We start from the raw sequence: 14,349 nt of genomic DNA on the forward strand, positions 1-14,349 counted from the left end.
GAACACTGCTCCGTATGTTTGTGGAACAGTGTTCCGCTTATCTCGCGAAGGAAGTTCACATGAACACGCCAGTGATCTCGATCGCCCCGGTGGAGCTGTCCACGCCGGACCGGGCCGTGGCCCTGCGGCTGCGGATCTCCGTGCCGGCGACCGGGAACGAGCTGCCGATCATCCTGCTGTCGCACGGCCAGGGACCTTCGAACCATCTCTCGTCGTTGCACGGCTACGCCCCGCTCGTGAATCACTGGGCGGCGCACGGATTCGCCGTCGTCCAGCCGACCCATCTGAGCTCGCGGTCGCTGAACCTGCCGCCCGGCGACCCGGAAGCGCCGCTGTACCAACGGTCCAGGGCCGAGGACATGATCCGGATCCTCGACCGGCTCGACGAGATCGAGGACGCCGTCCCGCTGCTGCGCGGCAGGCTGGACCGGGGGAGGGTCGCGGTGGCCGGGCATTCGATGGGCGGGCACACCGCGAGCCTTCTGCTGGGCGCGCGCTACACCGATCCCCGCAGTGGTGAGGAAGTACGGCTCGCCGATTCGCGGATCTCGGCCGGTGTCCTGCTCGCCGCGCCCGGCCGCGGCGGCGACGCGGTCACCGGATTCGTGGCCGAGAACTATCCGTTCTTCGTCAGTACGGACTTCTCCGCGATGACGACCCCCGCGCTCGTCGTCGCCGGGGACAAGGACGACTCCGGCCATCTGACGGTCCGGGGCCCGGAATGGCACACCGACCCGTACTTCCTTTCGCCAGGCCGGAAAACGCTGCTGACCCTGTTCGGCGCCGAGCACGGGCTCGGCGGGGTGTCCGGCTACGACGTCGCCGAGACGACGGACGAGAACCCGGATCGGGTGGCCGCGGTGGGGCGTCTCACCTCGGCTTATCTCCGCTCCGAGCTCTACCCGGGCGACACCGCGTGGCGGGCGGCCTGCGAGGAACTGGCGGCGGCGCCGGATCCGCTGGGCCGGGTCGAGTCGAAGTAGTTCAGCTCACCGGGATCTCCGCCCACACCGTCTTGAATCCCGCACCGGTGTCCACGCCCCATTCGGTGCTGATCGCCTCGACCAGCGCCAGCCCTCGTCCATGCGGACTCGTCGGGTCGGTTTTGATCACCCGGTGCGGCCGCAGCCGAGGGCGGCGGTCATCGACCTCGACGCGGACGACGTCCCGTCCCGAGGGGACGGAGACCCTGAGCTCGGCGACGCCGTCCGCGTGTTCGTGCGCGTTGGTGACCAGTTCCGTGGTCAGCAGTTCGGTGTCCGCGATGGTGGTGCGTCCGACCTCGCTCAGCCGCTCGCGCAGCCAAGCCCGGACCTCTCCCAGTGGCGGGGCGATGCCGGTGGGGAATTCGTACGTCTGTCGTGTTCTCGTGATACCCACGCGTTCTCCTTAGCGGGTTTCCCAGCTGGGCCAAGAGCATGGGCGCAGCCATGGAGTACCCAAGGAGTGCCGGATTCACACGCGGGCGTCCCCGGCGATCGCGGTGACCCTGATCTCGACCCGCATCTTCGGCGCGCCGAGGGCCGCGACGCCGATCTCGGTCCAGATCGGCGCCCGGTCGCCCATGTGCTCGCGGAACTGCGCCACCATCACGCGGTTGTGGGTTTCGCCGATGAAGCCGGGGACCTCCGGGACGTGGTACGAATCGACGGAGACGACGTCGCGCCAAGTGGCGCCCGCGGTGGCGAGGGTGCGGGCGACGTTCTCGAAGGCCTTGACGATCTCCTCCTCCAAGGATTCCGGGAAGGTCAAGTCGTCGTCCCAGCCTCCCTGTCCCGAGATCTCGACGCGATCGCCGACGCGCACCGCCTGGCTGTAGCGCATTTCGGCCAGCTGCCGGTCGCCGTAGCCGGGCGTGGCGAAAAACTCCGGCTGGGTCATGGTGGATCCTTTCGTTGACTTCACGCTTGAAGTCAAGCTAGCACGATTTCACTTCACGTGTGAAGTCGCGTCGTTCTGGGTAAGGTTCCGCCATGGCCACCCAGGACCCGGACGAAGCGCTGTGGCTGACCCCTGCCGAAAAGGAGGCCTGGACCGGGCTGGTCTCCTTGGTCCTCCTGCTGCCGGGGCGGCTCGAGTCGCCGTTGCAGCACGACGCCGGGTTGACGCTGTTCGAGTACTTGACCCTCAGCCATATTTCGGAGGCCCCGGAGCGGCGGCTGCGGATGAGCGAACTGGCGTACCTCGCCAACGGCTCGCTCTCCCGTCTGTCCAATGTGGTCAAACGCTTCGAGCAACGCGGCTGGGTGGAGCGGACGCCGGACCCCGGCGACGGCCGGTACACCCTCGCCGTGCTCACCGACGACGGCTACGACATGGTCGTCGCGGCCGCGCCCACGCACGTCCGTTCGGTACGGGAGCTCGTCCTCGACCCGCTGACTTCGGACGATCAGCAGGCGCTGGCCCGGATCGCCGCCAAACTGCGGACGCGGCCCGTCGATCTCGCCTAGTGAACCGAAGGTCGAACGTGTCTTGCCGGGCGGAGTGTCCAGGACCAGGGCGGCACCTGCGACCGAACCGCCGCTCCCCGTAGCCGGCCGGGGCGAAGGCTCCTTTCGTCGCATCAGACTCGGTGAAGGGAGCCTTCAGCCCACACCACTCCGCTAACGACCCACGTTTGCCCTGCCTCTCGCCTAGTACTTCGAGGCGGTCGAATGTGCGCGCGAAGGTACGTTGTGCGCGCGTCGCGGACTCTGGTCCCCTGGCGGAGTTCATTCCGCACGAAGAGGGGGAACTCTCGTGGTCAAGAAGATATTGGCCGTCTTGTCGGTGTTTTCGATGGCGCTCCTGGGGCTCGCGGGAACGGCGCAGGCCGGGATCGTGCAATGGTCCGACGGTTACGAATCGAACCCGTTCGGTGTATGGGAACGGGGAATTCAAGGCGGTGACGGGCATTCCTGGTTCGATATCGGTATGGGAGTGGCCCGGACCGGCAACAACAACGGCTGGCTCTTCGCGGACAACGGCTGGTCGGCGATGAGGACGGCGAAGTCGCTCAGCAGTTTTCCGTCGAACCGGTCGAATTGCGCGGCCGCGATCCACGCCGACCCGGTCGGAGGCGGAGCGAACATCGGCCTCGAGATCTGGGACCCCAACGGCTGGCGGAAAATCTCCCACACGGTGAAATGGATCGACGACCGGGCGGGCTATCAGCTCATCACGCTGCCCAATCTGAATCTGAACGGCGTGGGTACCGTCTATCTGCAGCCGATCTACGGCAACAACGGCGGCCCGGCGAAGTACATCCGCTTGGACGACGCGATCATCCAGTGCGTCTACTGAGCGGACCCGATGTCTCGCCGCGGTATCGATCGGCGCGTCACGTTGCGACATTCGGTGACTGTTCGCCGGGTTGATACGGATTCCGTCCGGCCGAGGTGATCACGGAAAGCAGGAAACTTCGACATCTCTCACGCTGAAGAGTGAGAGATGTCGAAGGTCCTTCGGCTGGACGGCGCAATGCGGACCTGGTCCGAGTAGCGCGGATTCGCGGTAACAGCCCGTTGGACGGCTTGACACAGGGCGCTCCGGGTGAAGCCCGGCTCTCGCGCTAACGAAAATCGAAATATTCCGTCTTTTCGAGGAAGCCCACAGCAATTCCGGCTCCGGCCGGGTCTGAGGAGGGAAGTCCATGTCACGAAGACCACTGCTCGTCGTCCTGGCCGCCGTCACGGCGATGTTCGCGTCCACCGCGGTCGCCGCCGCGGCCCCGCCGGGAGTCGACCCGGCCACGGTCGACCTCACCCTCAACGCGGGGCAGAGCACGACCGTGACCAAGAACGTGACGACCTCGGCCGTGCCGCCCAATCCCGACCTCGTCCTGCTCGCCGACACCACGGGCAGCATGGGCGGGCCGATCGGCAACGTGCGGTCGAACGCCAGCGCCATCACCGGTGACGTGCTCGCCGCGCAGCCGACCGCGCAGTTCGGCGTCGCCGAGTACAAGGACTTCACCGACTCGGTGCCGTTCAAGGTCAACCAGGGCATCACCGGGGACACGACCGCCGTCCAGGCGGGGATCAACCAGTGGGTGGCCACGGGCGGCGGGGACACGCCGGAGGCCAACCTGAACGCGCTTTACCAGCTGGCCACCGGCGCGGTCGCGTTCCGGCCGGACGGCACCCGCATCATCGCGTGGTTCGGCGACGCGCCGTCGCACGACCCGAGCGGCGGGCACACCCTGGCCCAGACCATCGCGGCGTTGCAGGCGGCGAAGATCCGCGTGGTCGCGGTCAACGTCGGCGGCCTCGACGCCACGGGGCAGGCCTCCGCCATCACCTCCGCGACGGGTGGCGTCCTGCTGAACAACGTCCCGGCCGGCCAGGTGTCGCAGGCCATTTTGGACGGGATCAAGTCCATCGAGGTCACCGTGACGCCGAAGGTGACGAGCTGCGACCCGCAGCTCACCGTCACCAACGATCCCGGCAGCGTCAAGGTGACCAGCGGCGAGGTCGCCACGTTCACCGAGACGATCAAGGCGGCGGCCGGCGCCGCTCCCGGCACCTACCAGTGTGTTGTCGACTACCAGGTCGACGGGGTTTCCCGCGGGTACATCGAGACCACCACGGTGCGCGTGCTCGGCTTGAGCATCAACGACGTGACGGTCGACGAGGGATCCGGGGGCGCGCAGGTCCCGGCGACGTTCACGGTGTCGCTGCTCGGCGGCCCCAGCCCGAACCCGGTGACGGTCCAGTACGCGACCGCCAACGGGACCGCCACCGCGCCCGCCGACTACGCGGCGGCGAGCGGGACGGTCACGTTCGCTCCCGGGCAGACGGCCAAACCGGTGACCGTCCTGGTCAACCCGGACACGGTCGACGAGCCGAACGAGACCTTCACGGTGAACCTCTCGGCCCCGTCGGGCGCCGGTCTTCTCGACGCGACCGGAGTCGGCACGATCGTCGACGACGACCGTGACGGCGTCTTCTCCTGCACGGGTACCGCGGCGAACGTCCTCGGCGTGACCGCGGCTCGGGCCAACCCGGCGAACCTGCCGTGTGTCGACGACAGCAGCACCGTCGCCGCCGCGACGCTCAACGCCGGTCTGATCAAGGTGGACACCAAGGTGCTGACCGCGTCGACCGATCTGACGCCGGACGACCAGTCGGCGGCTCCGGCCGCGGGCGATCGCGCGCTGGCGTCGGCCAAGATCGACAAGACGGTGATCAGCACGCTCGGGCTGACCATCGAGCTCGGCGTGATCCAGTCGCAGGCGACCGCGACCTGCCAGCCGTCGCCGGGCGGGCTCGCGCCGGTGCTGGCGGGCAGTTCGAACGTCGCCTCGCTGAAGATCAACGGCGAGTCGATCACGGTGGGCTCGGCGCCGCTGACCATTCCGCTGGTCATCGGTTCGCTGAAGCTCAACGGCCAGACCGTGGCGAACGGCGTCGTCAAGCAGCAGGCCGTCGCGCTGGACACCGCGCTCGCGAAGATCGTGCTCGCGGAGTCCCAGGCCGACGTGCACGGAACCTCGGCGCATCCGGCGGGCAACCCCTGCCGTCGCTGAGCCGCTGAACCCCGCCGGGACGGACGGATCCTCGTCCGTCCCGGCGGGACCGGTCAGGGAAGGGCCTTGATCGCGGCCGCGGTGGCGTCGGCGAGGAGCTTGTTGTCGATCTTGGCGTCTTTCTCCGCCCGGTCGGTGAGCACCGAGACGACGATCGGCGCGCGGTTCGGCGGCCACACGACACCGATGTCGTTGCGCGTGCCGTAAGCCGCCGTGCCGGTCTTGTCGGCGACCGCCCAGCCGGGCACGCCGGCGCGGATGTTCTGGTCGCCGGTGGTGTTGGCGCGCATCATGTCGACGAGGATCTTGCGCTTGTCCTCGGGGAGGGCGTCGCCGAGCGCGAAGGCGCGCAGGCCCACGGCGAGGGCGCGGGGCGTGCTGGTGTCCCGGCTGTCGCCGGGCGCCGTGTCGTTGAGCGCGGGTTCGATCCGGTCGGCGTGGCTCGTGGTGTCGCCGATCCCGCGGAACACCGCGTTGAGTCCTTCCGGGCCGCCGAGTTCGCGGAAGAGCAGGTTCCCGCCGGTGTTGTCGCTGTACCGGAGGGTCGCGTCCATGACGGCGCGCAGCGGCAGGCCCGTCGCCACGTGCTTCTCCGTGACCGGCGAATTGGTGACCAGATCCTGCTGCCCGTAGGTCACCGTGCGGTCCAGTTCGGCGACCGGCGTCCGCTGCAGGACACCGCCGGCACTGAACACCTTGTGTGTCGAGGCGTAGGCGAAGCGTTCGTCGGCGCGGAAGGCGACCTCGCGGCCGGTCGCGGTGTCCACCGCGTACACCCCGAGCCGGGCGCCGAAGGTTCGTTCGAGCTGTTCGAAGTCGGCGCTCGCGGACGGTGCGACCGGGGTGGTGGCAGTGGGCGGCTGTGCCGGAGCGGGCGTGGAGCACGCGGCGAGTGACGCGACCGAGAGCGCCAGCAAGGCGGCCCACCGGCGAGAAGTGACGGACACGAGGATTCCTTTCAAGATCGTTCGATGTCCGCAGTCTGGCCAGCGCCGGTCATGCTGTCCAAGACACGAATGACGTCTTTCATGCGAAATGCGCATAGTATGTGGTCGTGGACCTGATCGGGAGTTGCCGGGCGTTCGTGAGCGTGAGCGAGGCCGGGACTTTCACCGCCGGAGCCGCCCTCGCGCGTATCCCGCAGCCGGTGGCGAGCCGCCGGATCGCCGCGCTGGAACGGCATTTCGGCGAGCGGCTGTTCGACCGCTCCACCCGGCGCGCCCTGCTCACCCCGTTCGGACGGGACATGCTGCCGTCGGCGAAACGGCTGGTGGCCTTGGCCGACACCCTGGAGCACGACGCGCGGCGCGCCAGGCTGCGGCCGATGCGGCTGGCGATGCCGGAAACCTGCACCGTCCGCGAGCTCGCCGAACTCGACGCGGCGGCGCGGGAGCTGGACGTCTTCCTGGAGTTCCGGCAGGCGCCGCCGAGGGAACGGGCGGAACTCGTGCGCACGCAGGAGGTCCGCGCCGCGCTCACCGCCGTCCCCGGCGAGGAGGGCAGCTGGAAGGTGCCGCTCGGGCTGGCGGGCGGAGGCAGGCCGCGGACGGACGTCCTCCATCTGGAAACGCTGCGGGTCGGCCGGTCCGGCGGTTCGCCTCGGCGGGTTTGGATCCAGCCGGAAGACGACGTCCCGCATCTGCGCGACCGTCTCTTCCGGATCCGCGACGCGGTGGGGCTGCGGCCCGCGCAGGTGTCCGTCGCCGATTCGCTCACCGCGGCCGCGGCGGCCGTGTTCGGTTCGGAGGATCTGCTGCTGTGCTCGGCGGCGCAGGCGACCGAGCTCGGCCTGAGCTGGCGGACCATCGGCGAGATCCGGCTCGTGCGCGGGTTCGAGATCACGGCGGGGCCCGGCGAGGACGCGCAGCGGCTCCGGGCACGATTGGGGCCGGACATCGCCCGGTGTCTCGGCGCGGAGGAGACGACGTGAACACGGAAACGCTGCTCCTGCGGCTGCGCGCCGACTTGGCCGACGGAGGCCTGCGCGGTTCGTTCCTCGTGCGTGATCTGCGGACCGGCTTCGAGACCGGCATCGACCCCGACCTCGAGTTCCCGAGCGCCTCACTGGTGAAGATCCCGCTCGCCGCGGCGACCCTGGAGCGGATCCGGCGGGGCGAGCTGGACGGTTCGGCGGCGCTCGACGTCGAGCCGGGGCGGGCCACCGCGCAGGGGCCGACCGGGCTGACGCGGTTCCGGCATCCGGCCAGGGTGGCGATCGACGACCTGCTCTACCTGACCATGGCCATCAGCGACGAGACCGCCGCGGACGCGCTGTTCGCGCTGACGCCGCCCGCCGAGGTCACCAGGATGACGCGGGACTGGGGCATCACCGGGATCACCGCTCGGCATCCGGCCGCGGATCTGAGCGACACTCCTGCCGAACGCTTCGACCCCGCCGACGTCCACCTCGCGCACGCGCTCGCGATCAACGCGGGTACCGCGGGGCAAGGTCATCCCGTTCCGCAGCTCGACGTCACGCGCGCGAGCTCCGGTTCGGCCCGCGCGTTCGTGAACCTGCTCGAAGCGCTGTGGAAGCGGTCCAAAGTGGACGAACAGGTCGCGGCGCGGGTGCGTGAGCTCATGGGGCTCAACCTGTTGCGTCAACGACTGAGCCCGGATTTCGTCTCCGACGCCACGAAATGGTCGTCGAAGACGGGCACCGTGCTGAACCTGCGGCACGAGGTCGGGGTGGTCGAGCACGCCGACGGCGGGATGTTCGCGATCGCCGCGCTGACCGAATCCCAGGTGCCCGCGGCGATCCAGCCGGAGGCCGAGGTGCTGATGGCCCGCGTGGCGCGGGAGCTGCGGGATCACCTGCGCGAGGGGTGACGTCACGTTCTCCGCCGCTGTCCGGTTCTTGAGGGAAAGGACCGGCGAAGTGGAGGATCGGCATGAAGGTCGTCATCGTGTGCGTTTCGGTGTCGCACGGCAACACGGAGAGGGTCGCCGAGGTCATGGCGGGGGTGCTCGGCGCCCGCGTCGTCAGCCCCGAGGAAATCGAGCCCGCCGACCTCGATTCGTGTGACCTGGTGGGGTTCGGCTCGGGGATCTTCGGGATGGACTTCCATCCGCGGCTGCTTCGGTTCGTCGAGGAGTTGCCGGGGGAGCAGCGGCGGAAGGCGTTCGTGTTCACCACGAGCGGGCTGCCCGAACCGCCGTTCCGGCGCTACCTCCGCCGCCTCGCGCGGCTGCTCGGCCACAAGGGATTCGATGTGGTGGGCACGTTCTCGTGCCGTGGTTTCGACACGTGGTTCCCGTTCCGGCTCGTCGGTGGCATCGGCAAGAACCGGCCCGGTACGGCGGATCTCGACGCGGCGCGGCGGTTCGCCGAACGCCTTACGGCCTGATCCGGAACGTGAGCAGGCTCGGTCCGTGATCGCGTCCCGCAGCAGGTCCCGAGGCCTCCCGGCGGGCAGGTAAAAGCGAGTACCCGAGAACTGAGGAAAAGCTCATAATAGTGCCATGACCTGCAAAAATCCCGAGGGCGCGCGATGATCCCGCGCCTCAAGGCCCCGGTCTCGCGCAAGATGATCACGCTGGAGGTCCGGGAGCGTGTCAGCCTCAGCCCGAACTTCGCGTCGGTCACACTCGGCGGGCCGGAGCTGAAAGATCTCGTCGTCACGGGCGCGGACCAGACGGTGCGGCTGTTCTTCCCCCGTGAGGGACAGCGCGGGCTGCGGATGCCCACCTTTTCGAACGAGACGTGGATGCCGGAGCTGATGTTGCTGCCCAAGTCGGTGCGGCCTTGGGTGCGCACGCTCACCATCCGCCGGGCGAGGCCCGCCGACGACGAGGTCGACATCGAGTTCGCCCTCCACGGGAATTCGCCGATGAGCGAATGGGTCCGCCGCGTGCGACCGGGCGATCCGGCCGGGATCTTCGACATGGGCACCACCTACCGGCCACCGGACGACGTCGGCGCTCAGCTCATCGTCGCCGACGAGAGCGCGCTGCCCGCCGCGTTGGCGATCCTCGACGACGCCCCGGAATCCCTTGCCGCGCACGTGTTCCTGGAAGTCCCCGCCGCCGCGGACATCCGGCGCTACGACACGGCCGACGGCGTCCGCGTCCACTGGCTCAGCAGGGACGACCCGGGACTTCGTCCAGGAACTTCGGCGCTGGAGGCGGTTCAGCGGGCATCCTTGCCTCAAGGGCGGTTCTATACGTGGGTCGCGGGCGAGTCCCGGCTGGCGACGTCGTTGCGCCGCCATCTTGTGTCCGAGCGAGGTGCGGCGAAGGCTGACATCTCGTTCGCCGGATATTGGCGGCACGGCTGGAGCTCCCCGGGTTGACCGTTCGTGTCGAGATCCCGCCATGTCGGGTATCCGCCAGCTCGCGGCCGTGTGGGAAACCTGATCACCCGTCTTTACTTCACGTACGGACGTCGGGGGGCTCCTGTCGAAAGGGTTCATGGTGATCAGTAGGACGAGAAAGACGCGGAGAGGCACGGTGGCCGTGGTCGCCGGCGCGTTCCTGGCCTCGGGCCTGGTACTGGCCCCCGCCGCGGGTGCGGCTCCCGCGGCCAAGGCCGAGCCGGACACCGCCGCGCTCGCCGGTGCGCTGACCAAGCAGGCCGTGGCCTGGGGCGAATGCTCGTTCCCGTCCGTCGCGCCGGCGACGGAAGCGGAACTGAAGAAGGTCAAGGGCCTGGCCTGCGCCACGGTCCAGGTGCCGCGGGACTGGCACAACCCGCAGGACGGCAACACGATCGGCGTCCGCGTCTCCAAGACCGCGACCGCCTACCCCGGCACCGGCAGGCAGGGCATCGCGCTGGTCAACCCCGGCGGCCCCGGTGGCGAAGGGCTCCCGTGGGGCGCCGCGATGGCGATGCGGAGCCCCGTTCTGGCCTCGCAGTACGACTTCGTCGGCTTCGACCCGCGCGGCGTCGGCCAGAGCACCCCGCTGACCTGTAGCTACACCGTCCCGGACAGCACGGACCAGAACGTGATCAGCCGGGCGAAGGTCGAGGGCTGCCTGAAGAACCCGCTGACGAAGTTCATCACGACCGAGCAGACCGCGTACGACATGGACTTCATCCGGGTGCTGCTCGGGGAGAAGAAGACCAGCTACATCGGCTACTCGTACGGCACGTGGCTCGGCACCTGGTACGCCACCACGTTCCCGAGCAAGGCGCACCGCTTCCTGCTCGACTCTTCGACCGACGCGAGCCGCCCGACCCTGGAGAAGACCTGGGACCTGCAGCCGCGCAGCCGTGACCGCCAGTTCCAGGAGGCGCTGCTGCCCTACGTCGCGCGCAACGACGCCAAGTACAAGGCGGGCACCGACCCGCTGGAGATCCGCCGCAACTGGGAGAAGGCGGGCGGCACGCGGGAATTCGCGGGCATGCTCTACGCCGCGTGGTTCATCATCCCGGCGATGTACGACACCACCCAGTATCCGTCGGCGGCCTCCATGGTGGCCGCGCTGGCGAAGGGACCGGCGCCCACCGGGACCGACGCGGAGAAGCTGGAGCAGGTCGTCGCGAAGGCGCTCGCCACCCCGGGCCTGACCGACGCGAACAAGGCGTTCCTGAACAAGGCCAAGGGCAACGCGCTCGAGGCCATCGCGAAGAAGGACTCGGTCGAGCGCAAGGCCTCGTACCAGGGCGGCGCCGAGGTGGAGACCTGGGACGCGGCGTTCGAGGCGATCCGCTGCCAGGACGGCCAGTGGAACCAGAATCTGCACTACTGGACCTACTGGCAGGCCGACCTGACCGTGAACGCGCCGTTCATCGCGCCGATCATGGCCCTGTCGGGCGCGCCGCTGTGCGCGTTCTGGCCGACCACCAACGCCAAGCCGGCGCCGGACGCCAAGACGTTCCCGAAGCTGCTGATCGCGCAGACCGAACTCGACGCGGCCACGCCGTACGAGGGCGCGCTCGCCACCGCGAACGGCCTGCCGGGCGCCAAGATGATCAGCGTCGACAACGAAGGCAGCCACGGGATCTTCCCGTACAACACCGACTGCGTCGACGACCCGATCGTCGCCTACTTCCAGACCGGTCACACGCCGAAGAAGAAGTTCACCGGTTGCCAGGGCCTGCCCTTGCCCGGTGAGGACAAGACGGTCGAGGTCGGCGGCAACCTCGGGCACGACGGGAAGATCAAGATCAAGATGATCACGCCCCAGGTGCGCAAGGCGAACGAGATCGTCCGTGAGCTGCTCGAAGGCACCGCCACGCCGGAAGCGGACGAGAAGGGCCTGCCCGCCAACGCCTGATCCCCGGCAGCGTCGCACAAGGGCTCCCGCGAACCGCTTTGGTTCGCGGGAGCCTCTTCGGCGTGATCCGTGACGGTTTCGTTATCGGTCCAGGCGCACGATCCAGCCGGTTTCCTCCTCAAGAAGGGTGAGGCGTGACATCGATGTCACGCCGATCGATCCTGGGGTGGGGGAGGAGAAGCGTCATGCTCGCCGAGTCGCGAGGCCTGTCGGTGGAGGCCGAGCAGCTGTATCGGGCTCTGCTGGAAGGGCGTCCTGGCCCGCCCGGTGCCGAACTGGCGGAGCTGGAGCGGTTCGGCCTGATCCGCGCCGGCGAGTCCGGTGTCGAGGTGTGCCCGCCGCGTGCGGCGCTGTCGGCGTTCGCGGCGCAGCACGAGGCCGCGGCCGTCCGCGCGCGGGAAGCGGCCGAGGTGCTCGGCGCCGCCTACTCCTTGCGGACGGGCCGCGACGCGGACTTCGTCGAGGTGCTGCGGAGCCGGGACGAGGTGATCGCCACCTTCGAAGCCATGCAGACGCAGGCGGGGGTGGACATCGTCGCGCTGGACCCGGGGTCGTACATGAGCCCGAAGGCCGAAGTGAGCACGGTGCAGCCGGGATCGATGGCGCGCGGCATCGCGTACCGCGTCGTCTACGACTCGTCCGTGCTGCGGACCGACGACGGATTCGCCCAGGTGCAGTCGAGTATCGCGCTCGGGGAGCAGGCCAGGGTGTTCCCCAGGCTGCCGCTGAAGCTGGTGATCGCCGACAGCAACCGGGCGCTGATCGCCGTCCCGAACTCCGACGCCGGTGACGTGCTGGCCCTGCTGATCCATCCGTCGATGCTGCTGAGCGCGCTGATCGAGTTGTTCGAATCGTTCTGGCGGATGGGGGTGCCGGTGCGGGCGGGTGGTCCGGACGACGCGGAAGCGACGCAGGAGCCGACCGTCGCCACGCGCCGCCTGCTCGCGTTGCTGAGCGGCGGCCTGACCGACGAGGCGATCGCCCGCGAGCTCGGGATCAGCGAACGCACCGTCCTGCGGCGGATCAGCCGCCTGCAACAACTGCTGGGCGCGCAGACCCGGTTCCAACTGGGAGCGCAGGCTTCACGGCAGGGGTGGTTATAGCGCGAGCGTGAACGGGGCAGGCGGGAATTGTCACGGGAGAGTGAGGTCCGGTTTCGTGAGTGGTAAGGACGGTTAGAACCGTCCTCTTCACTCACGAGGAGCCGAAATGCGAGCGACGCTCCTCATGATCGGGCTCGGGGCCTTCGTCACCACCCTCGACAACACGATCGTCGCGGCGGGCGCGCCTTCGCTCGCCCGGGAACTCGGGCTCGATCTGCCCACGCTGCAATGGGTGAGCATCGGCTACATGCTCCCGTTCGCCGGGTTGCTGCCGGTGGCGGGAACGCTGGTGGACCGTTGGGGCCAGGCCGCGACCCTGCGGGCGGGGCTGCTCGCGTTCGGTGCCGGCGCGGCCGCCGGAGGATTCGCCACGACGGCGTGGCTCGTCGTCTCCGCGCGGATTCTGCAAGGCGCGGCGGCGGCGTTCCTGGTCCCGGCCCTGCTCAGCCTGCTCCGCACCAACCTCGACGCGCGAAGACGCGCTGTGGGAGCGACGGTCTGGACCGCCTGCCTCGCGGCCGCCCTCGCTCTCGGCCCGACGCTCGGCGGGATGCTGAGCGAATATCTGGGCTGGGGCTGGATCTTCTTCGCCAACCTCCCGTTCGTGGCGGCGATGCTGCTACTGGTGCGCAAGGTCGCCCTCGCCGATCGTGATCCGGCGGCGGGGAGGCCCGCCGTGCTGTCCATGCTGGTCGTGACCACCGCGATGGTCCTGACCACCGCCGCCGTGGTGGAACTGAGCGTCGTGCTCGGTGCGGCGGGGACGGCCTTCGCGATCTGGTTCGTGCTCAGGGAAAGACGCGCGCGTGTGCGGCTGGTGCCGAAGACGCTGACCGGAACGCGGGTCTTCACCGGCGCGCTCACCGTGCAGCTGCTGTGGGGGCTGGGGGTTTCGGGGGTCTTCTTCTTCACGCCGTTGCTGCATCAGGAATCCCTCGGTCTCGGGCCGATGCTCGCCGGATTGCCGCTGGTCGTGGTGGCGGTCGCGGTCGTCGCCGCCACCCCGCTGGTGCCTTGGGCGGTACCGCGCTGGGGTCCACATCGGACGGTCGCGGCCGGGCTGACCACGGTGGCCGCCGGACTGCTGGCGCTCGCCGCGGTCAACCACCTGCCGGAAATACCGCCCAGGATTCCCGGTCTGGTGCTGATCGGCGCCGGATCGGCCCTGACCACCCCGCTGACCTCGTACGCGCTGGAAATCGTCGCCGAACGGCACGCGGGCACCGCCTCCGGACTGCTCACCGCGTCCCGTGAACTGTCGAGCGCGCTGGGCGTCGCGCTGATCGGGGCCGTGCTGTCGGTGGTCCGGGCGGCCCGGCTCGACGAAGGTGCCGCGGCCGCGCTGGCCGACGGCTACACGGCGGGCCTGCTGACCGCGGCGGCACTGCAACTCGCCGGAGCGCTCCTCGCGCTCCGGCTCCTGAACCCCCGAAGTTCGTCCCGAAGTGACAAGCGGGGTGCCCCCTTTCTCACTTCCCGGTGAGCACGTCCGCACGCGCACCGGCATTCCATCATCCTTTC

The 14,349-nt window shown here is 69.2% G+C and carries 14 protein-coding genes; 11 read left to right on the forward strand and 3 right to left on the reverse strand.

What is annotated here, in order from left to right; translation table 11 throughout:
- The first annotated feature begins 59 nt into the window (after positions 1-59).
- Entirely contained in the window at positions 60-983 is a 924-nt protein-coding gene (locus AMK34_RS01380; protein WP_073842397.1) for an alpha/beta hydrolase family protein, read from the forward strand.
- 1 nt (position 984) lies between these two features.
- On the opposite strand, the gene AMK34_RS01385 is transcribed toward AMK34_RS01380, so the two are convergent.
- A complete protein-coding gene (locus tag AMK34_RS01385) occupies positions 985-1,380 on the reverse strand; it encodes an ATP-binding protein (protein ID WP_038514829.1) in 396 nt (131 codons plus the stop codon).
- A 75-nt stretch (positions 1,381-1,455) separates the two neighbouring features.
- Complete coding sequence (locus AMK34_RS01390; protein ID WP_073842398.1) at positions 1,456-1,881, reverse strand: Rid family hydrolase; 426 nt, start codon at positions 1,879-1,881, stop codon at positions 1,456-1,458.
- A gap of 92 nt (positions 1,882-1,973) precedes the next feature.
- On the opposite strand from AMK34_RS01390, the gene AMK34_RS01395 reads away from it, so the two are divergent.
- The 3 genes from AMK34_RS01395 (at position 1,974) to AMK34_RS01405 (ending at position 5,506) form a co-directional block, all read left to right on the forward strand.
- Entirely contained in the window at positions 1,974-2,450 is a 477-nt protein-coding gene (locus AMK34_RS01395; RefSeq protein WP_073842399.1) for a MarR family winged helix-turn-helix transcriptional regulator, read from the forward strand.
- Positions 2,451-2,778: 328 nt separating this feature from the next.
- Positions 2,779-3,282: a hypothetical protein gene (locus AMK34_RS01400; RefSeq protein ID WP_143202316.1), complete on the forward strand. Its 504-nt coding sequence runs from the start codon at positions 2,779-2,781 to the stop codon at positions 3,280-3,282.
- Positions 3,283-3,631: 349 nt separating this feature from the next.
- On the forward strand, positions 3,632-5,506 hold the full coding sequence (locus AMK34_RS01405) for a Calx-beta domain-containing protein (RefSeq protein ID WP_073842401.1): 1,875 nt from the start codon (positions 3,632-3,634) through the stop codon (positions 5,504-5,506).
- 53 nt (positions 5,507-5,559) lie between these two features.
- Here the strand turns inward: AMK34_RS01405 and bla are convergent, their stop codons facing one another.
- Positions 5,560-6,453, reverse strand: a complete 894-nt coding sequence (gene bla, locus AMK34_RS01410; protein ID WP_073842402.1) for a class A beta-lactamase — start codon at positions 6,451-6,453, stop codon at positions 5,560-5,562.
- Positions 6,454-6,554: 101 nt separating this feature from the next.
- On the opposite strand from bla, the gene AMK34_RS01415 reads away from it, so the two are divergent.
- From AMK34_RS01415 to AMK34_RS01445, 7 genes are all read left to right on the forward strand, one after another.
- The gene (locus AMK34_RS01415; RefSeq protein ID WP_073842403.1) at positions 6,555-7,436 is read left to right on the forward strand and encodes a LysR family transcriptional regulator; all 882 of its coding nucleotides are present in this window, start codon (positions 6,555-6,557) and stop codon (positions 7,434-7,436) included.
- Positions 7,433-8,335 carry a serine hydrolase gene (locus AMK34_RS01420; RefSeq protein ID WP_073842404.1) on the forward strand — a complete coding sequence of 301 codons (903 nt, stop codon included), beginning with the start codon at positions 7,433-7,435 and terminating at the stop codon, positions 8,333-8,335. Before AMK34_RS01415 ends, AMK34_RS01420 begins: the two co-directional genes overlap by 4 nt.
- A gap of 62 nt (positions 8,336-8,397) precedes the next feature.
- Positions 8,398-8,853 carry a flavodoxin family protein gene (locus AMK34_RS01425; protein ID WP_038514808.1) on the forward strand — a complete coding sequence of 152 codons (456 nt, stop codon included), beginning with the start codon at positions 8,398-8,400 and terminating at the stop codon, positions 8,851-8,853.
- Positions 8,854-8,997: 144 nt separating this feature from the next.
- Complete coding sequence (locus AMK34_RS01430; RefSeq protein WP_073842405.1) at positions 8,998-9,798, forward strand: siderophore-interacting protein; 801 nt, start codon at positions 8,998-9,000, stop codon at positions 9,796-9,798.
- A gap of 157 nt (positions 9,799-9,955) precedes the next feature.
- The gene (locus AMK34_RS01435; protein ID WP_073842406.1) at positions 9,956-11,725 is read left to right on the forward strand and encodes an alpha/beta hydrolase; all 1,770 of its coding nucleotides are present in this window, start codon (positions 9,956-9,958) and stop codon (positions 11,723-11,725) included.
- Between the two features lie 185 nt (positions 11,726-11,910).
- On the forward strand, positions 11,911-12,828 hold the full coding sequence (locus AMK34_RS01440) for a helix-turn-helix transcriptional regulator (RefSeq protein WP_038514799.1): 918 nt from the start codon (positions 11,911-11,913) through the stop codon (positions 12,826-12,828).
- A 106-nt stretch (positions 12,829-12,934) separates the two neighbouring features.
- Entirely contained in the window at positions 12,935-14,311 is a 1,377-nt protein-coding gene (locus AMK34_RS01445) for an MFS transporter (RefSeq protein ID WP_073842407.1), read from the forward strand.
- Positions 14,312-14,349 lie beyond the last annotated feature (38 nt).

Origin of the sequence: Amycolatopsis sp. CB00013 (assembly GCF_001905755.1) — a bacterium.
GTDB lineage: Bacteria > Actinomycetota > Actinomycetes > Mycobacteriales > Pseudonocardiaceae > Amycolatopsis > Amycolatopsis japonica.